The sequence below is a fragment of the Flavobacterium psychraerolatum genome (assembly GCF_025960985.1).
Taxonomy (GTDB): Bacteria; Bacteroidota; Bacteroidia; order Flavobacteriales; family Flavobacteriaceae; genus Flavobacterium.
The window spans coordinates 56,083-81,647 of the sequence record NZ_JAOQMX010000002.1; the positions used below are offsets into that span (position 1 = coordinate 56,083).

The window sequence follows — 25,565 nt, forward strand, 5'->3', positions numbered from 1 at the left end:
CCAATTAAAATATATATCAAATATACTTTAAAAAATGTAAATACCGTCAGTTGACTGACTGAATTAACGTTAATTCAGTCAATAGAAAATAAAAAAACCGCAAATACATTTTTATAATTCATGTATTTGCGGTTCAATTTATTTGTGAAACCAATTTATTCAATTATTTTATAGCTTCTGGTTTAAAATTGAAATAAACAACTTTTAAAAAACTTAGAAACTCAGAAACTTAAAAACTTTTAAAAAACTACATTATGAACAAGCAATTTTGTTCACTCTATTTTGATGTCTTCCACCTTCAAAAGCGGTGTTCAAGAATGTATCTACAATTTCAACAGCTTGTTCGATTGACGTATATCGAGCTGGAATACTCACAATATTAGCATCATTATGTAAACGTGTTAAATAAGCAATTTCTTTGGTCCAACACAAACCAGCTCTTACACCTACATGTTTGTTCACTGTCATTGCAATTCCGTTCCCACTTCCGCAAATAACAATTCCAAAATCAGCTTTTCCTGTTTCAACATCTGTAGCTACAGGATGTCCAAAATCTGGATAATCTACAGAGTCAAAAGAATCTGTTCCATAATTTGTTACTTCGTATCCTTTTGCTTCGAGCATTTTTACAATTGCTTTTTTGTACTCTGGACCAGCGTGATCGTTTCCTATTGAAATTTTCATTCTTTTAATTATTAAGTTGTGTTTTGCAAATTTACCAAAACATTCTTTATTATACCTATTGTAGTAAGTTGTTTCTTTTTCGAAAAATAGCACTTTACTCCTACTGCATTACAATCTCTTAATTTTCAACGAATTATGAGTTATAAACAATTATCAATAACTCATAAAGAACTGATTATCAATGAATAATTCTCAAAAAATTAGTATTTAAAATCCATTGTTAATAACCCATCTTAATTCCTTGATATTCAGTTAACGCTATGTTAATACTAAATGTTAATAAGTTCAGAAAGAAAATAAGAACTATATTTTGGTCATATCAATTAAAAATGTAATCCAAAATGGGAAATTAAAAACCTAGAAAAGTTTAGTAAATTTTTAGAAAAGTTATTAATACTCCTTTTGTATTTATCAACAGAAATTTTAAAAATACTTATTTACAATTTTAAATACTTTTAGTTTATCAACCGTTGTTAATTAAAATTAAAAAACTACTGAAAATAAAACCTTTACCTATTGTATTAGCTGTTAATAACTCTTGAAAACACACTTAAACTAATATACAATCTCCTTTTTCATAATTTTATTGCCACTATTAACAAGCTATAATAACAAACAATAAATTATTTAAATTTAAATTTTCTTTTTGTTGTATTATATATATGTTGACAACTTTGAAAAAATTAAACGATTCTCAAATTGTTTTCATATTTCATTTCTTGAAGAATTGATTTAATGTTTTCAAAATCGTTTGGATGAACTTTCAATTTGATTCCACCCAAAGCTGTTGAATACATTGGTGCAAACGAAGACATGATTTCGTTTTGAAAAAAATACTGAAAACCTTCAATATTCAAACGATGTTTAATGATCTCGATTTGATGGGTATAGTCAAATACAGCTAGCGTGACAAATGATTCCATAGGTTACTGTTTGATATAAAGATAGTTCAAAATAGAATGGGTTTAAAATAGCAGTAGTACGTTATTATTTATTTAAAACTTAGTTGAATCATATGTTAACTGTTAACAATTTTGTAATTTCGAACTTTAAGATATTAATTATGGGAAAAAGATTAAAGAAACCTACACAGAAACAACTAGATTTCTCTGATAAAATTATAAAAATACTATCCAATAGTGCTAATAAAGAGTTCACTTATAAACAAATAGCTGCTAAGTTGGAACTTGATGATACACAAAGTCGTAACCAAATCATTAAAGATTTGAAGTTATTAACGGCAGATAAAAAAATTGTGGAAACCGAACCTGGTAAGTATTTGATAAAAACAGAAAGTAAAGAATACTACGAAGGTAAGATAGACATGACCAGTCGTAAAACGGCTTATTTTGTTTGTCCAGATTTTGGCGAAGATGTATTTATTCCGACCAACAATCTAAATCATGCCTTGGACAAAGACATCGTAAAAGTGTACGTATACAATCGTAGACGCGGTAAACGTCCTGAGGGTGAAGTTGTTGAAATAGTAGAAAGAGCCAAAACAGATTTTGTTGGGGTTATTGACATTCAAAAAAACTTTGCATTTGTCTCTACTGCCAATCCAAAAATGTATACGGATATCTTTATTCCGAAAGACAAAATAGGAGAAGCAGAGCAAGGTGACGTAGTATTGGTTCATATTGAAGATTGGCCTAGAAAAGCTGATAGTCCGTTTGGAGTAGTGTCAAAAGTACTTGGGAAACCAGGAGAACACGATACAGAGATTCATGCAATTTTGGCAGAATATGGTTTGCCATCTGAGTTTCCGATAGAAATTGAAACGTTTGCACAAAAAATAGATACTTCTATTACTCCAGAAGAAATCGCCAATCGTAGAGACATGCGTGATACGCTAACATTTACTATTGATCCAAAAGATGCAAAAGATTTTGATGATGCATTATCATTCAAAAAATTAGAAAATGGTAATTATGAAATTGGTATTCACATTGCCGATGTTTCGTATTATCTTGAAGAAGGTACCATTCTTGATGACGAAGCGTACCAACGTGCAACCTCTGTGTATTTGGTAGATAGGGTAGTACCTATGTTACCAGAAGTATTATCGAATTTTGCTTGTTCTTTGCGTCCGCAAGAAGAGAAATATACTTTTTCGGCAGTGTTCGAAATCAGTGAAAAATGCGAAGTTGTAAACCAATGGTTTGGTCGTACCGTAATATTTTCTGATCAACGTTTTGCTTACGAAGAAGCGCAGTACATCATAGAGACCAAAGACGATACCATTCCCGAAGATATTTCGATCACGGGTACTTCGTATCAAGTTTCTCCAGAAATCGTTGCAGCGACGCTTAAATTGGATGAACTAGCCAAGATCTTCCGTAGAAAAAGAATGAACGATGGAGCCATCTCTTTTGATAAGGTCGAAGTGAAATTCAACCTAGATGAGAATGGTGAACCAGAAGGGGTTTATTTTAAAGTTTCTAAAGATGCCAATCATCTGATTGAAGAGTTCATGCTATTGGCAAATAAGAAAGTAGCGGAATACATTGGTAAACAAAAGAAAACTTTTATTTATAGAATTCATGATGAACCAAACGAAGATAAATTGTTTGCTATGCAAGCAGTGATTGCTAAATTTGGTTATAAAATAGATTTCAAACAAGGGGATGTTTCCAAAGCATTGAACCAGTTGATGGCAGATGTAAACGGAAAAAAAGAGCAAAATTTAATTGATACCTTGGCTATACGCTCTATGAGTAAAGCTAAATATTCAACAGATAATATTGGACATTACGGATTAGCATTCGATTATTATTCCCATTTTACTTCACCAATTCGTCGTTATCCTGATGTAATGGTTCATCGTTTATTACAATTTTACTTAGACGGAGCAAAATCTGCAGACGAAGAATTGTATGAAACCAAATGTTTACATTGCTCAACTATGGAAGGTTTGGCTACCAACGCCGAACGTGATTCGATCAAATACATGCAGGTAAAATACATGCAAGATCATCGAGATCAAGAGTTTTTGGGTGTTATTTCTGGTGTGACAGAGTGGGGTATTTATGTCGAAATCATTGAAAATAAATGCGAAGGTATGGTTCGAATAAGAGATCTTAAAGACGATTATTATACCTTCGATGAAAAACAATATGCCATGGTTGGTGCGACTTTGGAACAGTTATTGCAATTAGGTGACGAGATCTATGTTAAGGTTAAGAACGCTGATTTAGTTAAAAAACAATTGGATTTTAACTTTATACGTAGAAATGACAAACTATAAAAAAAAAAATAAAATGAAAAAAGTATTGTTTATTGCCCTTGTGATGATTTCGCAAATTACATTGGCACAGGTTACAAAAAATTTAGGCGATTTTAATGCCATAAGTATTTTTGACAAACTGAATGTGAAGCTTATTCCAGGATCCGAAAATAAGATTGTGATCAAAGGAACGCGTGCTTCAGAGGTGGAAACAGTGAATAATAATGGTGTTTTGAAAGTAAGAATGCCGTTTCCAAAATTGATGTCAGGTAACGATATCATGATTCAGTTGTATTACAAAAACATAGATGACATTAGCGCAAGCGAAGGATCATTTGTATCTAGTGATGCCGTTTTCAAAGCTACAATCATGAACGTAAGTGCCCGTGAAGGAGCACAGATTGAAGTAGAGTTGGATGCTGAAAAAGTAAACGTAAAAGCCGTTACAGGTGGTATTGTTAACTTATCTGGAGAGGCCAACAATCAAGAGGTTGCTATTGGAACTGGTGGTAATCTTAGTGCGATAGATTTGCATACGTCGCAAACAACGGTAACTGTCTCTGCAGGAGGTACTGCCGAGGTGTATGCGACTACATTGGTAGATGCCAAAGTAAGAGCTGGTGGAAACATTTACATCTACGGGAAACCAAAGCAAGTAAATAAAGCGACTGTTCTTGGTGGTAAAATTGAAGAAAAAAATTAAATTGCATCTTTTAAAATAAAGTAAATTTAAGATTTCGATGATAAATGATATTCTAGCTGGTATTCCTTGGGGTATTTTTTTAAGCTTTATGATTGGTCCTGTTTTTTTTATATTACTAGAAACTAGTATAGTAAAAGGATTTAGAGCAGCATTAGTATTTGACTTGGGCGTTGTCCTTGCCGATGCTATTTTTATAACTATTGCCTATTTGGGTAGTTATAGAATGATCAAAAGTCTAGAAGATAAACCCTCACTATTTATATTCGGTGGTATCGTAATGTTGGCTTATGGAATAATTTCATTTCTAAGTTTACACAAAGAAAAAAGAATAAATACAAAAGAAATTGATAATGAGATTATCAAAAAAAACTATCTCAGTTTATTTATCAAAGGATTCTTTTTAAATATTATTAACATTGGAGTATTGGGATTTTGGTTGGCAATTATAATATCAATAGGACCCAAAATGGAGATGCAACCCTCTAGAATGATTACTTTTTTTATAACCGTAATTATAACCTATTTGGTAATCGATTCTATAAAGATTGTCCTAGCCAAGCAATTGAAATCCAAGATGATACCCAGTAATATACTGAAGATAAAACAAGGTATTAGTATTGTTTTGATGTTATTTGGAGTCGTTCTCATGTCACAGGGATTTTTTCCCAATGAGAAGGAGTTAGTTAAAAATGCTTTTCAGAAAATAGAAAATAAAAACACTATAAAACGTCCTTAAATAGGGCGTTTTTTTTTAGTCTTACTTGTATATTTATTATACATAATTTTCTTTTCGGATATAATCTATACAGTTCTTATAGTAATTAATATAATTTTGGCCAGTCCCTTCGTAATCTTGATAGCTATCGAGACCGGTTCGTGTTATACATTTCAAGTCCTCAACAAGTTCTGCTATTGTTGTACTTGTTTGTGGGATTTCCATCTCTATTCCTCACGTAACCTACGTTATACCAACAGGTTTTTGTTATAGAGAATACATCCTTACTGTAGATTATACAGTTTGTTTTATATTTTAATTCTATTGTTTAGTCATTAATTACACCAAAAATGGTTACGCTAAAAGTATCTCTGTCTATTCAACTGTAATTTTTACACTTTCAACTTAATTAATTTTGAGTAGTAATATGCATGAGGATAATGTGCAAATAGTAGAGGGCTGTCTATTTTATTAATTGATATAAGTGTAAGTAACAAAGATTATTAAATCTTTTACTATTTACTATCATTCTTTGTTTAACCATTTCAGTACATAAAAAAACCTTCAAGTTTCCTTGAAGGTTTTTGAGGCATCGTCCGGATTCGAACCGGAGTAGGAGCTTTTGCAGAGCCCAGCCTAGCCACTCGGCCACGACGCCATTGTTAAGCGGGTGACAAAAGTAATCAAAAAGTTTAAAAATTAAAAGTTTAAAGTTCAAAATTTTTAATTAAATAAAGATCTCTACAATTTATATTGTTTTTTTTTATATAACATGCAGTAAGTAAAGTAATTAAAAATTTATAAACTATTGAATTAAATTTTCCCTTTTCCCCTTTTAATTTTCACCGTATTTTCTGTATTTTATTTTCTATATTCCTTTAATTTTATGGTAACTGACTCTACATCACCACCAATAGGAGGATTTAATTTTGAAACTTCGACAATAACCTTAGTTATTTCAGGTAATTCATTAAATGTTCTAAAAATAATTCTTTGTGCTACATGTTCCAATAATTGAGAACGAATAGCCATTTCTTCAACTACAATTCTATTTAGTAAAACATAATCTACGGTATCTTTTAGTTCGTCAGATAAACAAGAAGTAGTCAAATCTGTTTTAATTTCTAAGTTAACACTATAGTCAGATCCTATTTTTGATTCTTCTACCAAACAACCGTGAAAAGAAAATGTTCTAATGTTTTTTAATTTTATAATGCCCATATTTTTTTAAATTATAACGTGTATTGTGTAAAGTTAAGTGCGACAAACTTTAAACTTTAAACCATTTTAAACTAGCTTTTTTTATCTTTGCTAAAATAAAACAAAATAATGGCTACCGAAGATAAATCACTTAATTTTATAGAACAAATCATTGAAGAAAACTTAGCAAATGGTTTTCCACAAGATAAATTACGTTTTCGTTTTCCCCCAGAACCAAATGGGTATTTGCATATTGGGCATGCAAAATCAATTTGTTTACAGTTTGGTTTAGGGTTAAAGTACAATGCGCCAGTAAACTTACGTTTTGATGATACCAATCCTGCCAAAGAGGAGCAAGAATATGTAGATGCAATTAAAGAAGATTTACAATGGTTGGGTTTTGAATGGGAAGAGGAACGCTATGCCTCAGATTATTTTCAGCAGTTGTATGATTGGGCTGTAAAGATGATAAAAAATGGTAAAGCTTATGTTGACAGTCAATCTTCTGAAGATATGGCAGCACAAAAAGGGACACCTACACAACCAGGAGTGGATGGACCTTACCGAAATCGTTCTGTAGCTGACAATTTATCTTTATTTGAAGGGATGAAAAATGGTGATTTTCCAGAAGGAAGTCATGTTTTACGTGCCAAAATTGATATGACATCGACCAATATGTTGATGCGTGATCCATTAATTTATAGAGTTTTACACCGCCATCATCACCGTACAGGTGATGATTGGAAGATATACCCAATGTATGATTTTGCTCACGGTGAAAGTGATTATATCGAGCAAGTATCGCATTCGATTTGTACACTTGAATTTGTAATGCATAGAGAATTATACAATTGGTTTTTGGATCAAATTTATGATGATAACAAAGTGCGACCACATCAATATGAGTTTGCACGTTTGAACCTGAATTATACTGTAATGAGCAAAAGAAAATTACTGCAATTGGTTCAAGATAAGATTGTAACAGGATGGGATGATCCACGTATGCCTACAATTTCTGGTTTAAGAAGAAGAGGTTATACAGCCAACTCTATTCGTAAGTTTTGTGAAAATATTGGTGTAGCCAAGCGTGAAAATATTATTGATTTTTCATTATTAGAATTTTGTTTACGTGATGATTTAAACAAAATAGCTCCTAGAGTAATGGCTGTTATAGATCCGGTAAAAGTGGTTATTACTAATTATCCAGAAGGCAAAGAAGAACTTCTAGAAGCCGAAAATAATCAAGAGGATGAATCTGCTGGTTTTAGAACTGTTCCTTTTTCTAGAGAAATTTTTATTGAAAGAGAAGACTTTTTGGAAATAGCTCCTCCTAAGTTTTTTAGACTTAGTCTAGGAAATGAAGTTCGTTTAAAGAACGGTTATATTATTAAAGGTGAATCGGTTACTAAAGATGAATTGGGAAATATTATAGAAATTCAAGTAACTTATGATGAAGATAGCCGTAGCGGAAGTGGAAGTGAAGCCTCTCAACGTAAAGTAGCAGGTACTTTGCACTGGGTTTCTATAGCGCATGCTATTGAGGCAGAGGTACGTTTGTACGATCGATTGTTTATTGATGAGGCACCAGATAGTCACAAAGAGAAAAACTTTCTTGATTTTATGAACGAGAGTTCTTTGACTGTTTCAACTGCTTTCCTAGAGCCAAGTTTGGCTAGAGCGCAAGTTGGTGATCAATTTCAGTTTCAACGTTTAGGTTATTTTGCTGTGGATAAGGACTCAACTCCTGAAAAAATAGTAATCAATAAGACTGTTGGATTAAAAGATGCTTGGGAAGAAAAAGGAAAAAAAGAAACCAATAGTATCAATAATTCTTTGAAGGATATTAACAAATATTTCAAAGTAGGAAGTAGAGAAGAGCGCATCGTGATAAGAAAAGCAATAGGGGAGACCTTAAGTGGAATTTCAAATTACAGCTTGTTGCAGAATTCTTTTCGAAAAAATATAAACAATAATAAGAGTTCTTTATTGTTTGCCAATTTGATTTTAAAATATTCTTCTTTGAAGATTTCTGATTATGATACTGAAGAACTTTCAAAATTAATTACGATGTCGCTACGTAGTGAATCTTCGTTTGTTCGTTTAAGAGCTATTTTGAATTTATACGATTTGGATTTTGATCCTAGTTTTGTAAATAGCTTCAAAGACGAAATTTTGAAATTGGAAGCCAATCCATCAAAAAGTACCACCGAGAGGGAAAAAGAATATATGGAAAAATTATTAAATAAACTTTAATTATCAAAAGCACTTTTTTAAGTGCTTTTTTTTATTATTATAATTTATGATTGTTTTTAAAATAATTATAGTTTTTATTTATAAAAAATGATACTATAACTTGTTTTTTAGGTATTAAAAATTATTTGTTATAGTAATTTATATTACACACTATTTTAGTTCATTAGAATGTCTTATTTTAATTTTATATCATTTATTACTTTTTCTGACTCAATTTTACAGTGAAATATATTTTTTATTAAAATCCATTTTTGATTTAAATTGAAAACTGTCCTTACAGTATATGAATAATTTATTCAAGTTTAATGAGTAAAGCTTTTATTATCGTTCATAAAAATATTTTACAAATTTACTTTATAGTCTATGTCGATTGAAAATTTTCCATCTAATTAAACTTTTTCTGTAAATAAGAATATATGAGAAATAGCAAAATTGTTTGAAGTTAATTTTATTAAATTTCAAAATGACTTATAACATTTTATCACGTAGGGTAGGAATTGGTTATTTACCAATGGAATTAGATAATTTTTTTAAATTATACAGCATCAATCTCCAAAATGATAGTACTGAACGTAGCGATTAATTCAAAAATGATGTGTAGTAATCCCAATTAGAATATAATAATGTACTGTTTGATTTAGATAATTTAACATTTTTGATAAAGGATAAAAACAGTTATTTTTATTATTTAGAACACATCCAAAAAGTAAATGAAAGTCTGTAAAATTGTGACATCTTCTTTAATTTAAAAATAATAAGTGGTCATTATAATGCTCATGCATACAATTATTAATTTATAGTTTACAATTTTAAATTATTTTAAATATTTTTTCTTAAAGTTTTTTTTTGTTAAAATATTATATAATCTCTGTGTTACAGTTGTTTCTACGATCAAAATTAATTATCTTTATGAAAATTAACAATTAACAACAACGTTATGTCAAATAATTCAGTAAAAACAATTTTAGCACTTGCAACAGGTGCTGCAATTGGAGCAGGAGTAGGAATTTTGTTCGCTCCAGAAAAAGGTTCAAAAACAAGAGTAAAAATCAAAGACAGTTATAAAGATGCTGAGAAAGATTTGAAGAAAAAATTTGATAAACTTTCTAGTGAAGTAAAAACTAAATTATCATCTGGTAAAGTGGATTTGGAAGGAAGTTATGAAGATTTACTTTCGAACTTGAGCTACAAGACAGAAGATGTAATTTCTTTTCTCGAAATTAAATTATCAGAATTAAAAGATAAAAATGCAAAGCTTCAAAAATAATAGTGAAGGTTTAAAAAAAAAATAATCAGTGTATGGCTTTTGAAGATTTAAAAGAAAATGCAGAATACATTAAGGAACAAGGACGTTCTTATGTTGATCACAATTTAGCTTTCTATAAGCTGAAATTTTTCAAGATAGCAATGAAATCTAGTTTTTCTATTTTGAAATTTGCTTTAGTATCAATTTCATTTTTAATGGTCTTATTCTTTGGTTCTTTAGGTTTAGCTTTTGCATTAAGTATCTATTTTGGTAGTTATGCACAAGGTTTTCTTGCAGTAGCAGGAGGTTATGTCATAGTAACTTTGTTATTGTATATTTTAAAAAGAAAATTAATAGAGGGACCATTATTAAAAAAATGTTCTTTATTATTTTTTAATAGTTAAATTATGGAGAAAAAAATATATAGTTCATTTGAACAAATAGAAGCAGATCTCGAAATTCTTGATATAGAGAAGCAAATTAATTATCAAAAAATAGTTTTGGGCTTTCAAAGGACCAAACAGCAGTTCACACCAACCGGAATAAGTAAAAATCTTTTTGATGGCTTTGCGGGAGTCTTTACAGGCTCATATAGCAATTATTACAAACTAATGTTGCCATTGCTATTCAAATGGCTTATAAATAGAAAAAGAAGCCGTTAGGCTTCTTTTTTTATGCAATAGGGTGATCATTCTTTAGTCTTCATTTTCTTCATCTATTGGAGGTTCAAGATATTCTGGAGTTGTATAATCTTCTTTTTTTATTTTTTTCTTATTTCCTTTTTTCATCATTTCACCAACCTGGTTTGAAGCGCTAAAAGAAGCTACCATGTTATTGAGCATTTCGCTTCCTGCTTGAGGAGAGTTAGGTAATAATATTAAATTTGAGTTACTATCAGCACCAATAGCTTGTAAGGTGTCATAGTGTTGTGTGACAACTATTAATGCAGATGCTTCTTGAGAATTGATACCAACTCTGTTCAATACATCAACACTTTCAACTAAACCTCTAGCAATTTCTCTTCTTTGATCTGCAATTCCTTGTCCTTGTAATCTTTTGCTTTCTGCTTCTGCTTTTGCTTTGGCAACGATTCTAATTCTAGATGCTTCTGCTTCAAATTCAGCTACTGTTTTTTCTCTATCAGCAGCATTGATTCTGTTCATTGCATTTTTCACTTGGATATCTGGATCAATATCTGTTACCAATGTATTTATGATTGTGTAACCATAAGTAGTCATTGCTTCATTTAATTCTCGTTTTACTGCGATTGCAATATCATCTTTACGTTCAAACACATCATCCAATTTCATTTTTGGAACTTCTGCACGAACTACATCAAATACGTATGAGGTAATTTGATCGTGTGCATATTCCAATTTATAAAAGGCATCGTATACAGTCTCTTTTACGACCATAAATTGTACCGATACTTTCAACTTTACAAATACATTGTCTTTGGTTTTGGTTTCTATAATAACATCCAATTGTTGAATTTTTAGATTCATTCGTCCGGCAACGCGATCAATAATTGGGATTTTCAATTGCAGTCCTGATTGTCTTATGCTTTGAAATTTTCCAAATCGTTCTATAATTACTGCTGTTTGTTGCCTCACTGTGAAGAAGGAGGAGAAGAGTACAAATAATCCAATAACTAATAATATAACTAATGTTGTGCCCATTTTTATTTTTTTTGGTTGATAATTCCTCTAATCTACAAAATATACTTTAGGTTTGTGTGGCTAAATTTGTTTAATATGAAAAAATCAATTCATTTAACTTATTTCTTTTTTAGTTCAATTTTTCTACCATGAGAGATTTGATACTTACTACCAATCAAAAATAATAATAATTATAGTTCCACCCTGTTAGCAAAAGATATTGTTGACATTTCAAAAATCAATTTTTATCCCACAATTGGTGTAACAGCAGGAGGGAAGCAAATCCGTTTTAGAGCTGCCTATCAATATGGATTAACAAATATTTTTAGTAATCTTAATTCGAATACAACTGTTGGCAACTTCAAAGGTAACGTGAGTATGTGGAACGGAAATATGATTATTTATTTTTAGAAAGTGCAAGTACTAATAAACAAAAAGGGATCCTATCACATTATGATAGGATCCCTTTTTTATGTTATGGTACTATTACAATTTTGCAATAGCTGTATTTATTCTTGCAATTGTTTCTTCTTTTCCAATTACTTCTACGATATCAAATAGGTGAGGTCCTTTGAGTGCTCCAACCAAACTTAATCGGAAAGGTTGCATAACTTTACCCATTCCAATTTCATTAATTGTCATCCATTCTTTTACGATGGTTTCAATATTCACAGATGTAAAATCTTCGATAGCTGCCAAAACAGTAATCAATTGTTGCATCAAGGCTGGTGTTTCTTCTTTCCAATTTTTGCTCGCTTTAGCATCGTATTCTGATGGTGCCACAAAAAAGAAATCACTCATTTCCCAAAACTCAGATACAAAATGTGCGCGCTCTTTGATCAAAGAAACAATTTTCGTTATTTTTTCGATCGAAGGAGTAAATCCATTTTCTTCCAAAATAGGAGCGTAGTCAGCTGCTAGTTTTGAATCTTCTGCTTGTACTAAATATTGGTGGTTGAACCATTTATTTTTTTCAGGATCAAATTTTGCTCCCGCTTTATGTACACGTTTCAAATCAAATGCTGCAACCAATTCTTCAAGTGAATATAGTTCTTTATCTGTACCATCATTCCATCCCAATAATGCCAAAAAGTTAACAACAGCTTCTGGGAAAAATCCTTTTTCTCTATATCCTGACGATTGTGTCATGCTTGAAGCGTCTGTCCATTCCAATGGGAAAACAGGGAATCCTAGTTTATCGCCATCTCTTTTTGATAATTTTCCATTACCAACTGGTTTTAGAATTAGTGGTAAATGAGCAAATTCTGGTGCATCCCATCCAAAAGCTCTGTACAATAACACGTGGAGTGGCATAGACGGTAACCATTCTTCACCGCGTATTACGTGTGATGTTTCCATTAAATGGTCATCAACAATGTTTGCCAAATGATAGGTTGGCATACCGTCACTCTTAAATAAAACCTTATCATCAAGTAAGTTCGTATCAAATTTTACTTCACCACGAATGATGTCCTCCAAGTGCAAGGTTTCGTTTACCGGAGTTTTAAAACGGATAACATAAGCATCACCTGCAGCGATGCGTGCCTTAGTTTCTTCTGTTGATAAAACCAAAGATGTATCTAGTTTTTCTCTATTATGGTGGTTGTAGATAAAGGTTTTACCTTGCTCTTCATGTTGTTTCCTATGTGCGTCAAGTGATTCTGCAGTATCAAAAGCGTAATAAGCCCATCCTGATTGAATTAACTGATCTGCGTATTGTTGGTACAAATGTTTTCTTTCGCTTTGTTTATAAGGTCCAAACTTTTCATTTTTCCCAATAGTTTCATCAGGAGCAATTCCTAACCATTCAAGTGCTTCCATGATATATTCTTCGGCACCCGGTACAAAACGGTTTTGATCGGTATCTTCAATTCTTAAAAAGAAAGTACCACCGTTTTTCTTTGCAAATAAATAATTAAATAGTGCGGTTCTTACGCCGCCAATATGTAATGGTCCTGTTGGACTTGGTGCAAATCGCACTCTAACTTGCTTTGACATTTGTTTAAATTTTGTGCAAAGATACGATTTCAATTAGTTAAACAGATTAATTCAATTTTTGTTTATTGCTATTGCTTTGAAAAATAGCTGTTTCTTAACATTTCTTATACCGTTTAAATTATTACTTTTAGTGGTTACAAACTTTAGACCCTTATTATCTTGGAGGCATCACATTTCATTTATCAAAAGTTAGAAGCTTTTATTCGAAAATTCTACACCAATGAACTCATTCGTGGTAGTTTACTTTTTGTAGGCTTAGGGTTGCTATACTTGATATTCACGCTTTTTGTGGAGTACTTCCTGTGGTTGGGTCCGGCTGCTAGAACGCTATTGTTTTGGATATTTGTATTTGTAGAAGGGTTTTTATTGGTACGTTTCATTTTATTTCCACTTTTCAAACTTTTCAAATTACAAAAAGGAATAGATTATAAAACAGCCTCAGTAATTATTGGTGATCATTTTGCAGAGGTAAAAGATCAGTTGACCAATTTTTTACAGCTTGCTGATGGTTCTATGTCCAATGCCGATTCAGAGTTAGTGGTAGCATCTATTCAACAAAAAGCAAATGTATTGCAACCAATTCCGTTTGGTAATGCTATTAATTTTAATTCGAATAAGAAGTTTTTACCTCTAGCATTGGTACCAGTGGTAATATTTGCAGTCTTTTATTTTTCTGGTAATAATGAAATCTTTTCTAAAAGTCTAAATAGGGTAGTGCACTACAATCAAAAATTCAGTCCACCCGCACCTTTCGAATTTGTCGTTTTGAATAAGAACATGGTTACGGAACAATCAAAAGATTTTGTGTTTCAAGTAAGAACAGTTGGTAATGTAGTTCCCGAGAATGCGAGTATTCATATCGGTGACGAAAGTTATTTTTTAGAATCCATTAAGCCAGGTGTTTTTCAATATACTTTGAGTAAACCGATGAACTCTGTTTTGTTTCACGTGGAGGCCAACGGGATCAGTTCTCCTGATTATGTTGTGAAAGTTGTTCAGGTACCGGCCATTTCTAATTTTGTTATGCAATTAAATTTCCCTTCTTATCTTAACAGGCAACCCGAAATTATTGAGGGCTCAGGTAATGCTATCCTGCCCGAAGGTACACGTGTAAGTTGGAAGTTAAGTACTATAGCCACCCAAAAAGTTGATTTCGTAGAAGATAATAACACTTCTGTTTTCAGTAAAACGGATAATTCCTTTAATTTCAGTAAAGTAATCGGTCAAAGTACAGAATATCAAATTATTACTTCAAATAATGCGATTAAAAACTTTGAAAATTTACATTATCAGCTTCAAACCGTCAAAGATCAGTTTCCTTCTATCAATGTAGGCGTTGCTCCTGATAGTTTAAAGATGAAACAGCAATATGTTTTGGGCCAAATTGCAGATGATATTGGTTTGCATAAATTAGAAGTGGTGTATTATGTACATGGGCAAGAACGCACTGCCAGACGTGGAACAATTGCATTGAAGGGAAAAACAGTAGATCAATTTGTATTTGCTTTTCCTGCAAACCTCCCTGTACAAAAAGGGGTAGACTACGATTACTATTTTGAAGTGTATGACAATGATATTTTACATCATTTTAAAAGTGCCAAATCTACCGTATTTTCTAATCGAATAGCAACTGATATCGAAAAAGCAGATCAAGCTTTACAAGAGCAATCTCAGAATATTGATGGTTTGCAAAAGTCATTGAAAGAGCAGACAAAACAATTTTCTGTAATGGATAAGTTGCAACAATTGGGTAAAGAGAAAAATAATTTTGATTTTAAAGAGCAGCAAAATGTAAATGATTTTATTCAACGTCAAAAGAAGCAAGATGAATTGATGAAACAATTTACTGATAAGATGAAGGAGAATCTAGATCAAAGTAATCCTAAACAAGAAGATCAATTTAAAGAGGAATTGCAGAAGCGTTTAGAAGAAACTAAGATGGATTTAGACAAAAACGAAAAGCTTTTGAAGGAGCTTAAAGAGTTAAATGACAAAATAAAAAATGATGATTTACTACAGAAGTTAGATAAGTTCAAACAAAATAGTAAGAATCAAACCAAGAGTTTGGAGCAGTTGGTGGAGTTAACGAAGAAGTATTATGTAGAGAAAAAAGCGGAACAGCTTGCTGAGAAATTAAATGCACTTGCAGACAAACAAGATAAGTTGGCGGAAGATGCTAGTAGGGATGTATCTACTAAACAAAATAAAATTAAAGAGGAATTCAATAAAATTAAGGAGGATTTAAAATCCTTGGATAAAGAAAATAAAGAGTTAAAATCTAGTTTGGACCTGCCAAAAGAGGAGGAGTTAGAAAAGAGTATTGCTGATGACATGGACAAAGCCAAGGAAGAATTGGATAATAACAATACTGCTAAGGCTAAGCCTAAACAAAAGTCTGCCGCTCAAAAAATGAAATCACTTTCTCAAAAAATGAAACAAAGTGTAGGAGATAGTGAGAAAGAACAGTTGGAGGAAGATGTAAAGATGCTTCGTCAAGTGTTGGACAATTTGCTTGCATTTTCCAATTCTGAGGAAGATTTAATGCGCCAATTTCGAACTGTAAATTCAGGTGCTCCATCATTAAATCGTAATATCAAGTTGCAGCAAAACCTGAAGGTGCAGTTTAAACATGTTGATGATAGTTTGTTTGCCATGTCCTTACGTAATCCTAAAATTGCAGAACAAATCACTAAGGAAGTAGGAGCGGTGCAGTACAATATGGATAAGTCGCTGGATAGTTTTACTAACTCTCAAATTTCTAAGGGAGTTTCGTATCAACAATACGCTATCACTTCTGCTAATGTGTTGGGTGATTTTCTAAGCGAAATTCTATCTAATATGCAAATGTCACTATCGGGTAAAGCTGGAGGTAAACCCAAACCAGGTCAAGGTGAAGGTATGGGGATGCAGTTGCCTGATATAATTAAAAAGCAAAAAGGTTTAGGGGACAAGATGAAAGATGGTATGAAATCGGGTAGCGAATCTGGTAAAGGTAAGGACGGAAAGGATGGAAAAGCGGGCGAAGCTGGCAGTGGTAAAGATGGACAATCTGGTGAAGACGGCGAAGGAAATGCAAAAGAGATTATGGAGATTTATAAGGAACAACGAGAACTGCGTGAGGCATTAGAAAACGAATTAAATAAAAAGGGTCTAGGGAATCGTGGTAACAGTGCTCTTGATCAAATGAAGCAAATTGAAAAACAATTATTAAACAAGGGTTTTAATAATGAAGTATTGCAAAGGATCTTAAATGTTAAGCAAGAATTATTGAAATTGGAGACGGCTATTCAAGAGCAAAACCAAGATAATAAACGTCAGTCTGAATCAGGCAAAAAGGAGTTTCAAAATCGTTCTAATGCGCTACCAAATGAGCTATTAGAATATTTGAACAGTATTGAAATTTTAAACAGACAATCGTTACCTTTGCGCTCTAATTTTGAACAGAAAGTTCAAGAATATTTTAATAAAAGATGATTAGTTTTAATTACGAAAATGAATTTGTTTTAGAAAACGAAGAAGCATATGAGACTTGGTTGTCTGCTGTTATCGTTTCTGAAAGTAAAAAAGAAGGGGAGATCAATTATATATTTTGTGATGATGAGTATTTGCACAAGATAAATTTGGAGTACCTCAATCACGATACGCTTACAGATATTATTAGCTTTGATTATTCGATGGGTAATGAATTACATGGGGATGTATATGTTTCTATTGAACGTGTAATTGATAACGCTAAAGACTTTGAGGTTTCTTTTGATGAAGAATTGAAGCGTGTATTGGTACACGGTATTTTACATTACTGTGGATACAAAGACAAGGGTGAGAAGGATGAAGTTATAATGCGCTCAAAGGAAGAAGAAAAAATGAAGATGTTCCACGTGAAACATTAGTCTTTAAGGAGTCAGGATTTCTTTATTTAGAATTTGTAGAAGTAAATTTATTGACATGTTCCACGTGGAACGTTTAGATATATTTTCAATCCTAAATCAAAAAATCATTAATCCTTAATTCAGTGTTTCACGTGGAACAATATAAATAGATTCATGAATATGGATGTAATCCTTGTTCCTGAATCCTAAATCAAAAATAAAAAAATGTTTCAAGAAGAATATGATGTAATTGTAGTTGGTGCCGGTCACGCTGGTTCAGAGGCAGCAGCAGCAGCAGCGAATTTGGGTTCGAAAACCTTGCTTGTGACCATGAGTTTGCAGAACATCGCACAGATGTCTTGCAACCCTGCGATGGGTGGAATTGCCAAAGGACAAATCGTTCGGGAGATCGATGCGTTGGGAGGGTATTCTGGAATCGTGTCTGACAAGACTGCTATTCAGTTCAAGATGTTGAACAAATCAAAAGGTCCGGCGATGTGGTCTCCGAGAGTTCAATCAGATCGAATGCGTTTTGCAGAAGAGTGGAGAATGATGTTGGAAGGGACTCCAAATTTAGATTTTTACCAGGAAATGGTAAAAGGTTTGATTATCGAAAATGGTCAAATCAAAGGAATCAAAACTTCGCTTGGAGTCGAGATTCGATCCAAATCGGTGGTCTTGACCAATGGTACTTTTTTGAATGGTTTGATTCATATTGGAGAAAAACAATTTGGAGGAGGACGAGCAGGGGAGAGTGCAGCTTACGGAATTACCGAAGATTTGGTGAATGCTGGTTTTGAAGCTGGCCGAATGAAGACAGGAACGCCTCCGCGTGTGGATGGTCGCTCGTTGGATTTTTCGAAAATGAACGAAGAAAAAGGAGATGTGAAACCAGATAAATTTTCGTATTCCGATGAAACCTCTCCTTTGATTCATCAAAGGTCTTGTCATATGACGTACACTTCTTTGGAGGTGCATGACATATTGAGAGAAGGTTTTGATCGTTCGCCAATGTTCAACGGTCGAATCAAAAGTTTAGGGCCAAGATATTGTCCTTCGATTGAAGATAAAATTAATCGTTTTGCTGATAAAGAACGTCACCAATTGTTTATCGAACCGGAAGGGTGGAAAACCTGTGAGTATTATGTAAATGGTTTTTCAACTTCGTTGCCAGAAGATATTCAGTTCAAAGCATTGCGATCTGTTGTCGGTTTTGAGAATGTGAAGTTCTTTCGTCCAGGATACGCAATCGAGTACGATTACTTTCCTCCAACACAATTGAAGCATACACTCGAAACTAAATTGGTTTCAGGTTTGTATTTTGCTGGACAAATTAATGGAACAACTGGATATGAAGAAGCAGCCTCTCAAGGATTGATGGCGGGTATCAATGCGCATTTAAAAGTGCATGAAAAAGCGCCGTTAATTTTGAAACGTGATGAAGCTTATATTGGTGTTTTGATCGATGATTTGATTACCAAGGGTACAGAAGAGCCATACAGAATGTTTACTTCACGTGCGGAATACAGAACACTTTTGCGTCAGGATAATGCCGATTTCAGATTGACGCCAATGTCAAATGCAATTGGTTTAGCATCCGAAGCTCGTTTGCGTCGCATGGAACATAAATTCAACGAATCGGAAAAAATGGTTAATTTTTTCAAAGACACAAGCGTATCGGTAGGAGAGGCCAATCCAATTTTAATCGAAAAAGAAACTGCTACAATTTCCCAAGGAGATAAAATGTTTAAGATTTTCTCACGTCCTCAAATTGATTTATCAGATATGAAGAAATTTGATAAAGTGAAAGAATATATTGAAAACAATGATGTTGACCAAGAAATCTTAGAGCAAGCAGAGATTCAAGTGAAGTATTCAGGTTATATTGAAAAGGAACGAAACAATGCCGATAAGCTAACTCGTTTGGAAGATGTCAAAATTCCAGAAGACTTTGATTATACCAAAATTAAATCAATGTCTATTGAAGCAAAACAAAAATTAAGTAAAATAAAACCGGTAACCATTTCGCAAGCCTCACGTATAAGTGGGGTATCGCCAAGTGATATTTCTGTTTTGTTAGTGTATATGGGAAGGTGATGATTTAGTTTTCAGTCTTCGGTCTCAGTCTTCGGTCTCAATCTCAGTTTTGAGTATTAGGCTTCAATTATTGAGTTTACTTTGTAATTAGTTTAAATGTTCCGAATGTTTAAGCTTATGCTGGAAGCAGAGGATTATAATATTACGCTCAGATGATATACTGATACTGGATACTGTGCCTGATTATATTGAATAAGCACTATAAGTAAATATTAAGACTGTAAATTGCGACCAAATACTGAATATTGTGACTGACAACTGCGACTGACAACTGCGACTGAATACTGAATACTGCAAAAGAATACCAAACATTGTTCCACGTGAAACTACGGCTGTAAGTCCTGCTATCACTACCAAGAGAGTTATTAAAAATTAATTAAACTGTGAAGTTTGATTTTCAATCTAAATACAATGAAGACTGAAAACCGAGACTGAATACTAAACTAAAAAATGAATATTTCAAATAAAAAACATTTTCTTACTGTAAAAGACCATTCGGTTTCCAAAGAGGTTTTTGATCTCTATCATGATGAGTCTTTGGATATGCTTGTTACACATCCGCAACCTAGTTTAGAAGTGCTGGGTAAATATTATGAGAGTGAAGATTATATTTCGCATACTGATAACAAAAGATCACTATTCGAGAAAGCATACCATTTGGTAAAAGGAATTGCTTTAAAAAATAAACTGAATCTAATTAATGAGTTGCAACCTTCAAAAGGGAGTATTCTTGATATTGGTGCAGGTACTGGTGATTTTTTAAGTGTGACCAAAGAGAACGGATGGAAAGCAATAGGAGTAGAGCCAAGTGATAGAGCCAAGAACATAGCAGTATCAAAAGGAATTGAATTTGTAAATGCAACTTCTGAATTGCAAGATCATTCTTTTGACGTAATTACGATGTGGCATGTTTTGGAACACGTGCCTGATTTGGATTTTCAGGTTAAGGAATTAAAACGTTTATTAAAACCTTCGGGCTCTTTGATTATTGCAGTTCCGAATTTTAAATCATTCGATGCAAAACATTACAAAGAGTTTTGGGCTGCTTATGATGTGCCGATTCACTTTTGGCATTTCTCCAAAAAAGCAATTCAGAAACTTTTTGAAAAAGAAGGAATGGAACTTAAAAAAGTACTACCCATGAAATTTGATTCTTTTTACGTTAGTTTACTTTCTGAAAAATACAAAACTGGGAAAATGAATTTCGTTAAAGCATTTTTTATCGGTTTACGATCAAATGCCAAGGCAAAACGGGATATGGAGTACTCATCACACATTTATGTGCTAAAAAATAAGTAAAAATCATTTTAAGCAGGTTTTACGGCTCGATTTAATGCGGAAAGGTGGATTATGTATCGGATTTTTCGAAAATCGCTTAAATTGAAGCTATAAAAGTCACTTTTTATAGCTTTAAATGATGTTTTTTTAAACAATGATAAAGAAATCTAATAGTGCGAAAAAGAGACTATTTTCAAACATTTTTAGGTTTCAAACAAATTTTTTATATTTTTGTTCCAATCACAACAATTACAAAAAACCAAAATGAAAGTATCAACTCAAGAATTAAAAAATAGTAATACAAAAAAAATGAATAAAAAAGTTTTAATAATTGCTGCAATGGCAATTTCGATTATATCATGTCAAAAGCAAGCTGAAGTGAAAGAAGTAAAAACTGCTTATGTTGATACTTCAGAATTGATGAAAGAATACACAGAGGCAAAAGACCTTGAAGCAAAATACAAAGCACAGTCTGAAGAAAAAGGAAGACAGTTGGAAGCTGAAATTAATCGTTTCAAACAAGATGCTGCTAATTTTCAATCGCAAGCACAAGCAAACGGACAAGAATGGGCTCAAAAACGTGGTGCAGAACTGCAAAAAAGAGAACAACAGTTGGGTTATGCACAACAAGCTTTGTCTCAACAATTACAACAAGCTAGTGGTGCAGAAATGGATACGCTTGTTACAGGTGTGAAAAAATTCATCAAAGACTACGGTAAAAAGAACGGTTACGCATACATCTATGGTACAGGTGATGTAGCATCTGTATTGTACGCAGAAGATAAATTTGATATCACAAAAACGATCATCAAAGAATTGAATGACAAATATGCTTCTAAAGACAAAAAAGAAGAAAAAGTAGAAGAAGTAAAAGAAGAAACTAAAAAGTAATTCTTTTCGAAAACAATACAAAAGACCTTCATTCTAATTTAGAATGGAGGTTTTTTTATGCTAAAATATGAAGTTTTTTGTCAGGCTGTTCTTTAATGTAAAGTGTCGAAACTTTGTACTGCGTGATCTTGTCAGGCTGAGCTTGTCGAAGTCCTAGTTTGATGGATTCTTGTTGTTTTGATTGATAGCGTTTTGAGGAATAAAAAACGGGCTTTAACTTAAAAAAAGTCGACACGAATTACACCAATTGTCACGAATTTTAAGACTCATAAGTCTAATTGCACGAATTGATGGCGATTAAAAAAATAAAAAAAACGAGTTATAGCCATTATGTTTGTATAGTTCCGCAATATTTTGGATTATATACTATATTTTGAAAGTGCTATTTGTCAGGCTGTCCCGAAATTTCGGGAGTCGAAGCCTACGTTTGATGATTTCCTTAAATTTGTTTATTAGCCAATAGCTTTTCAATCACCTCAGTGTTATTTGTCAGGCTGAGCTTGTCGAAGCCCTTCTTTGATTTTATCTTGTTTTTTATATCCAAAAAAACGTAAATTTACCACTTACATTTTTCATTTTACACGCCATGCAAACCCTAACCGAAGCCGCAAAATACACCTTGCAATTTATCAACCAAACCCAGCGTTCTATTTTCCTTACGGGAAAAGCGGGTACGGGAAAAACGACACTTCTACGCCAAATCATTGAAACTACTCACAAGAATACGGTCGTCGTTGCACCTACAGGAATCGCTGCGCTTAATGCGGGTGGGGTGACCATTCACTCCATGTTTCAATTGCCTTTTGGCGGATTTATTCCAGCTTTTAATGTGGCTTCGCAATTCAATGAGCGCACCAAATTTGAGTCAAAAGACAGTTTGAAACGCCATTTTAGAATGAGTGGAACCAAGAAAGCAGTGATCCAAAACATGGAATTGCTTGTCATTGACGAAGTCAGTATGTTGCGTCCCGATTTGTTGGATGCAATCGATTTTATGATGCAAACCGTTCGCAAAAAATCCATGCCTTTTGGCGGTGTTCAAGTATTGTATATTGGTGATTTGTTGCAATTGCCACCCGTGATTCGGGACGAGGAGTGGAGCACTTTACGTAATTACTACCGTGGAAAATTCTTTTTCCATTCGCATGCCGTGCAACAAAGTCCTCCTTTGTATATTGAATTGTCTAAAATTTTCCGTCAAAGCGATGATAAATTTATATCCGTACTCAACAATTTACGAAACAATACCATTACCGGTGCAGATGTGCAGGCGTTAAACCAATACGTACAACCCAATTTTGACCTAAAAGCCAACAAAGGGTATATTACTCTGACCACCCACAATGCCAAAGCCGATACGATGAATGCCCAAGCCTTGGCCGATTTGGAAGGAAGTTTGGTTAGCTACAAACCTGAAATCACAGATGACTTTCCCGAAAAAATGTATCCGCTTGAAAAAGAATTGGGTTTAAAATTGGGTGCACAAGTCATGTTTGTCAAAAATGATTTGTCAGCAGACAAACATTATTTCAACGGAAAAATGGGAGTAATCAAATCCCTTTCGACCAAAGAAGTGCGAGTGCATTTTCCCGAAGAAAATAAAACCATCGAAGTAGACAAGTACGAGTGGCAAAACATTCGATACACTGTTGACCCGCTGACCAAGGAGATTCAGGAAGAGATTTTGGGGACTTTTGTACAATATCCACTCAAGTTGGCTTGGGCGATTACGGTACACAAAAGCCAAGGACTAACATTTGATAAAGCTGCGATCGATGTTTCGCAAGTTTTCATGCCTGGGCAAGCCTATGTAGCATTATCACGTTTGCGCTCGTTAGAAGGGCTTATTTTGCTTTCTCCGTTGCGCATGAACGGCATTTCCAATGACGAAGAAGTCATGGAATACGCCCAAAACAAAGCCACAGACGAGACTTTAAAAAATTCGCTCCATTTCGAAACCAAAAATTTTATTCATAACTACCTCATAAACAGTTTTGATTGGCAAGAATTGGCACAAGAATGGCGCACTCACAAATACAGTTACAACGAAGATCCCGAAGTGCCAGCCAAATCGGCGCATGCGGTATGGGCCAACAAATATTTTGTGATGATGGACGGGCTGTATGTATCGGCTCAGAAGTTCATTGTACAGCTCAATAACATCTTCAGGCAAGAAACCGTCGACTTATTGCACGTTTCACAACGTATCGAAGCTGCTTTTAATTATTTCCTGCCCGCTCTGGACGAATTGGTGTTTGAAATTCTTTGGAAAATCGAAGAAGTAAAATGCTTGCAAAAAGCCAAAACCCGCTACGAAGAGCTCAAAGTGCTAGAAGATTTTCAGTCCAAATCGGTATTGCGATTGATGAAAGCCAAGTTGCTAATCGAAACCGTAGTTGCCGGCGAGAGCATCTCCAAAGAGAAACTAACCTCCAGCGACATCAGGAATTATTTGTCTCGAAAAACCAACGCTATCCAAAACCAGTTCAAAGAAACCCATGTGACTTTGATTGAAGACGAAGCCGATGTAGATCGTTACGCCGCCAAGCAAAAAACCGACAAAAAAGGCCCTAAAAAATCCACCGTAGACGAAACTTTCGAACTCTGGCAAGCCAAAAATTCTATTGCCGAAATCGCTATTTTGCGAAAATTAACCGATCAAACTATTGAGAGCCATTTGGTCAAATTAATTCAAGCCAAAAGAGTCGCCATCACAGACATACTACCTGCCGATAAAATCACAGAATTGACAGAAGCATTCCAATTCTACCAAGAAGAATCCCTGAATCCAATGAAAGAAAAAATGGGTGACAAATTCAGTTGGGAGGAACTGAAGATGTTCAAGGCGAGTTTAAATTAACTGCTTTTTTTTGGAGCGGAAATAATAGCTTTTTCAGGAAGTATAGTTCCCGCTTTCCGCTACAATCTTTTATGGTTCCTTTCGTCACCATAAAAGGATTTTTACTTCAATCGGGGCTAGGAAGGGAGTATGGTTTCCTAATTTGCTATTTTTTATCAGTTTAGAAGTATTGAAAAGGTCTAAGGCCAGTTTGTATTAGATTTTTGTAAGAAAAAAATAATATATTTGGAGAAAGTAATAAAACGAAATGATTCATTTGTAAAGCCATCCAATTTTGGGTGTATAGATGAAGGTTTGTTTCGTTTATATGCACGTTAGCAGATATATTCACCAAAAAAACAGAGATAATGATAACTAAAGAACGCTTCCAAGAAATTAAAAACTCAAATCAAAGTGTGCGGCATTTACGGAAAGCAGGATAGCATTTTTGGCCAGGCACAAATGAAGAAAATGAGCAGAATCGTTGGTAGTAAACAATTTGTTTTGGTAGATAATTGTTCACATTATTTGTTTGTTGATCAGCAGGAAGCTTTTTTAAAGAGTATTTTTGACTGGTTATAAAGCGACCAGCTGTGCATCCGTTGCAATTTTTTTAGATAATTTTCCCATTAAATAAAAAATGGGAGACAAATTCAGATGGGAAGAATTGAAAATGGTTAAAGCAAGTTTGAATTAGCTGCTTTTTTTGGAGCGGAAATAATAGCTTTTTCAGGAAGTATGGTTCCCGCTTTCCGCTACAATCTTTTATGGTTCCTTTCGTCACCATAAAAGGATTTTTACTTCAATCGGGGCTAGGAAGGAAGTATGGTTTCCTTATTTGCTATTTTTTATCAGTTGTGAAAAGCTGAAAATGTTTATAGAGTGTCTAAATTAGAATTTTGTAGGAA

Annotated in this window: 18 protein-coding genes and 1 tRNA gene; 13 read left to right on the forward strand and 6 right to left on the reverse strand. The window is 33.4% G+C overall.

The window, feature by feature from the left end:
• Positions 1-252: 252 nt before the first annotated feature.
• Positions 253-684: a ribose 5-phosphate isomerase B gene (gene rpiB, locus M2326_RS01265; protein WP_264617746.1), complete on the reverse strand. Its 432-nt coding sequence runs from the start codon at positions 682-684 to the stop codon at positions 253-255.
• 683 nt (positions 685-1,367) lie between these two features.
• On the reverse strand, positions 1,368-1,607 hold the full coding sequence (locus M2326_RS01270; RefSeq protein ID WP_108739810.1) for a hypothetical protein: 240 nt from the start codon (positions 1,605-1,607) through the stop codon (positions 1,368-1,370).
• Between the two features lie 140 nt (positions 1,608-1,747).
• Between M2326_RS01270 and rnr the strand changes: the two genes are divergently transcribed.
• From rnr to M2326_RS01285, 3 genes are read left to right on the forward strand one after another with little or no spacing between them, the layout of a single operon-like run.
• A complete protein-coding gene (gene rnr, locus M2326_RS01275) occupies positions 1,748-3,931 on the forward strand; it encodes a ribonuclease R (protein ID WP_264617747.1) in 2,184 nt (727 codons plus the stop codon).
• Between the two features lie 13 nt (positions 3,932-3,944).
• Positions 3,945-4,613, forward strand: coding sequence for a head GIN domain-containing protein (locus M2326_RS01280; RefSeq protein WP_264617748.1), 669 nt, complete (start codon positions 3,945-3,947; stop codon positions 4,611-4,613).
• Between the two features lie 37 nt (positions 4,614-4,650).
• Positions 4,651-5,349 (forward strand): LysE family translocator, encoded by a 699-nt coding sequence (locus M2326_RS01285; protein ID WP_264617749.1) that lies wholly within the window; start codon positions 4,651-4,653, stop codon positions 5,347-5,349.
• 566 nt (positions 5,350-5,915) lie between these two features.
• Here the strand turns inward: M2326_RS01285 and M2326_RS01290 are convergent.
• Positions 5,916-5,986: transfer RNA gene (locus tag M2326_RS01290), tRNA-Cys, on the reverse strand.
• 203 nt (positions 5,987-6,189) lie between these two features.
• Positions 6,190-6,549, reverse strand: coding sequence for a dihydroneopterin aldolase (gene folB / locus M2326_RS01295; RefSeq protein WP_264617750.1), 360 nt, complete (start codon positions 6,547-6,549; stop codon positions 6,190-6,192).
• A 108-nt stretch (positions 6,550-6,657) separates the two neighbouring features.
• On the opposite strand from folB, the gene M2326_RS01300 reads away from it, so the two are divergent.
• The 4 genes from M2326_RS01300 to M2326_RS01315 all read left to right on the forward strand — a co-directional run bounded on the left by M2326_RS01300 (position 6,658) and on the right by M2326_RS01315 (position 10,689).
• Positions 6,658-8,781: a glutamine--tRNA ligase/YqeY domain fusion protein gene (locus M2326_RS01300; protein ID WP_264617751.1), complete on the forward strand. Its 2,124-nt coding sequence runs from the start codon at positions 6,658-6,660 to the stop codon at positions 8,779-8,781.
• 937 nt (positions 8,782-9,718) lie between these two features.
• Positions 9,719-10,048, forward strand: a complete 330-nt coding sequence (locus tag M2326_RS01305; protein ID WP_264617752.1) for a YtxH domain-containing protein — start codon at positions 9,719-9,721, stop codon at positions 10,046-10,048.
• 32 nt (positions 10,049-10,080) lie between these two features.
• Complete coding sequence (locus tag M2326_RS01310) at positions 10,081-10,431, forward strand: competence protein (protein ID WP_264617753.1); 351 nt, start codon at positions 10,081-10,083, stop codon at positions 10,429-10,431.
• 3 nt (positions 10,432-10,434) lie between these two features.
• On the forward strand, positions 10,435-10,689 hold the full coding sequence (locus tag M2326_RS01315; RefSeq protein WP_264617754.1) for a DUF6327 family protein: 255 nt from the start codon (positions 10,435-10,437) through the stop codon (positions 10,687-10,689).
• Positions 10,690-10,722: 33 nt separating this feature from the next.
• Here M2326_RS01315 and M2326_RS01320 read toward each other — a convergent pair whose 3' ends face one another.
• Both M2326_RS01320 and gltX read right to left on the reverse strand, forming a co-directional pair.
• On the reverse strand, positions 10,723-11,706 hold the full coding sequence (locus tag M2326_RS01320) for an SPFH domain-containing protein (protein WP_264617755.1): 984 nt from the start codon (positions 11,704-11,706) through the stop codon (positions 10,723-10,725).
• 465 nt (positions 11,707-12,171) lie between these two features.
• On the reverse strand, positions 12,172-13,683 hold the full coding sequence (gene gltX / locus M2326_RS01325) for a glutamate--tRNA ligase (RefSeq protein ID WP_264617756.1): 1,512 nt from the start codon (positions 13,681-13,683) through the stop codon (positions 12,172-12,174).
• A gap of 159 nt (positions 13,684-13,842) precedes the next feature.
• Here gltX and M2326_RS01330 point away from each other — a divergent pair, with 159 nt between their 5' ends.
• The 6 genes from M2326_RS01330 to M2326_RS01355 all read left to right on the forward strand — a co-directional run bounded on the left by M2326_RS01330 (position 13,843) and on the right by M2326_RS01355 (position 24,678).
• The gene (locus tag M2326_RS01330) at positions 13,843-17,157 is read left to right on the forward strand and encodes a hypothetical protein (RefSeq protein ID WP_264617757.1); all 3,315 of its coding nucleotides are present in this window, start codon (positions 13,843-13,845) and stop codon (positions 17,155-17,157) included.
• Complete coding sequence (gene ybeY, locus M2326_RS01335) at positions 17,154-17,573, forward strand: rRNA maturation RNase YbeY (protein WP_264617758.1); 420 nt, start codon at positions 17,154-17,156, stop codon at positions 17,571-17,573. Before M2326_RS01330 ends, ybeY begins: the two co-directional genes overlap by 4 nt.
• Positions 17,574-17,777: 204 nt before the next feature.
• Positions 17,778-19,649 (forward strand): tRNA uridine-5-carboxymethylaminomethyl(34) synthesis enzyme MnmG, encoded by a 1,872-nt coding sequence (mnmG, locus tag M2326_RS01340; RefSeq protein WP_264617759.1) that lies wholly within the window; start codon positions 17,778-17,780, stop codon positions 19,647-19,649.
• 450 nt (positions 19,650-20,099) lie between these two features.
• The gene (locus M2326_RS01345; RefSeq protein WP_264617760.1) at positions 20,100-20,948 is read left to right on the forward strand and encodes a class I SAM-dependent methyltransferase; all 849 of its coding nucleotides are present in this window, start codon (positions 20,100-20,102) and stop codon (positions 20,946-20,948) included.
• Positions 20,949-21,191: 243 nt separating this feature from the next.
• The gene (locus M2326_RS01350) at positions 21,192-21,818 is read left to right on the forward strand and encodes an OmpH/Skp family outer membrane protein (protein WP_264617761.1); all 627 of its coding nucleotides are present in this window, start codon (positions 21,192-21,194) and stop codon (positions 21,816-21,818) included.
• Positions 21,819-22,404: 586 nt separating this feature from the next.
• Entirely contained in the window at positions 22,405-24,678 is a 2,274-nt protein-coding gene (locus tag M2326_RS01355) for a helix-turn-helix domain-containing protein (RefSeq protein WP_264617762.1), read from the forward strand.
• Positions 24,679-25,565 lie beyond the last annotated feature (887 nt).

What these genes read in the sequence shown, in the direction of transcription:
- M2326_RS01350 (WP_264617761.1), top strand. Translation starts at nt 21,192, where the DNA reads ATGAAAGTATCAACTCAAGAATTAAAAAATAGTAATACAAAAAAAATG.
- M2326_RS01285 (WP_264617749.1), top strand. Translation starts at nt 4,651, where the DNA reads ATGATAAATGATATTCTAGCTGGTATTCCTTGGGGTATTTTTTTAAGC.
- M2326_RS01280 (WP_264617748.1), top strand. Translation starts at nt 3,945, where the DNA reads ATGAAAAAAGTATTGTTTATTGCCCTTGTGATGATTTCGCAAATTACA.
- M2326_RS01345 (WP_264617760.1), top strand. Translation starts at nt 20,100, where the DNA reads ATGAATATTTCAAATAAAAAACATTTTCTTACTGTAAAAGACCATTCG.
- rpiB (WP_264617746.1), bottom strand. Translation starts at nt 684, where the DNA reads ATGAAAATTTCAATAGGAAACGATCACGCTGGTCCAGAGTACAAAAAA.
- M2326_RS01355 (WP_264617762.1), top strand. Translation starts at nt 22,405, where the DNA reads ATGCAAACCCTAACCGAAGCCGCAAAATACACCTTGCAATTTATCAAC.
- folB (WP_264617750.1), bottom strand. Translation starts at nt 6,549, where the DNA reads ATGGGCATTATAAAATTAAAAAACATTAGAACATTTTCTTTTCACGGT.
- M2326_RS01305 (WP_264617752.1), top strand. Translation starts at nt 9,719, where the DNA reads ATGTCAAATAATTCAGTAAAAACAATTTTAGCACTTGCAACAGGTGCT.
- M2326_RS01315 (WP_264617754.1), top strand. Translation starts at nt 10,435, where the DNA reads ATGGAGAAAAAAATATATAGTTCATTTGAACAAATAGAAGCAGATCTC.
- M2326_RS01270 (WP_108739810.1), bottom strand. Translation starts at nt 1,607, where the DNA reads ATGGAATCATTTGTCACGCTAGCTGTATTTGACTATACCCATCAAATC.
- rnr (WP_264617747.1), top strand. Translation starts at nt 1,748, where the DNA reads ATGGGAAAAAGATTAAAGAAACCTACACAGAAACAACTAGATTTCTCT.
- M2326_RS01300 (WP_264617751.1), top strand. Translation starts at nt 6,658, where the DNA reads ATGGCTACCGAAGATAAATCACTTAATTTTATAGAACAAATCATTGAA.
- gltX (WP_264617756.1), bottom strand. Translation starts at nt 13,683, where the DNA reads ATGTCAAAGCAAGTTAGAGTGCGATTTGCACCAAGTCCAACAGGACCA.
- M2326_RS01320 (WP_264617755.1), bottom strand. Translation starts at nt 11,706, where the DNA reads ATGGGCACAACATTAGTTATATTATTAGTTATTGGATTATTTGTACTC.
- mnmG (WP_264617759.1), top strand. Translation starts at nt 17,778, where the DNA reads ATGTTTCAAGAAGAATATGATGTAATTGTAGTTGGTGCCGGTCACGCT.
- M2326_RS01310 (WP_264617753.1), top strand. Translation starts at nt 10,081, where the DNA reads ATGGCTTTTGAAGATTTAAAAGAAAATGCAGAATACATTAAGGAACAA.
- ybeY (WP_264617758.1), top strand. Translation starts at nt 17,154, where the DNA reads ATGATTAGTTTTAATTACGAAAATGAATTTGTTTTAGAAAACGAAGAA.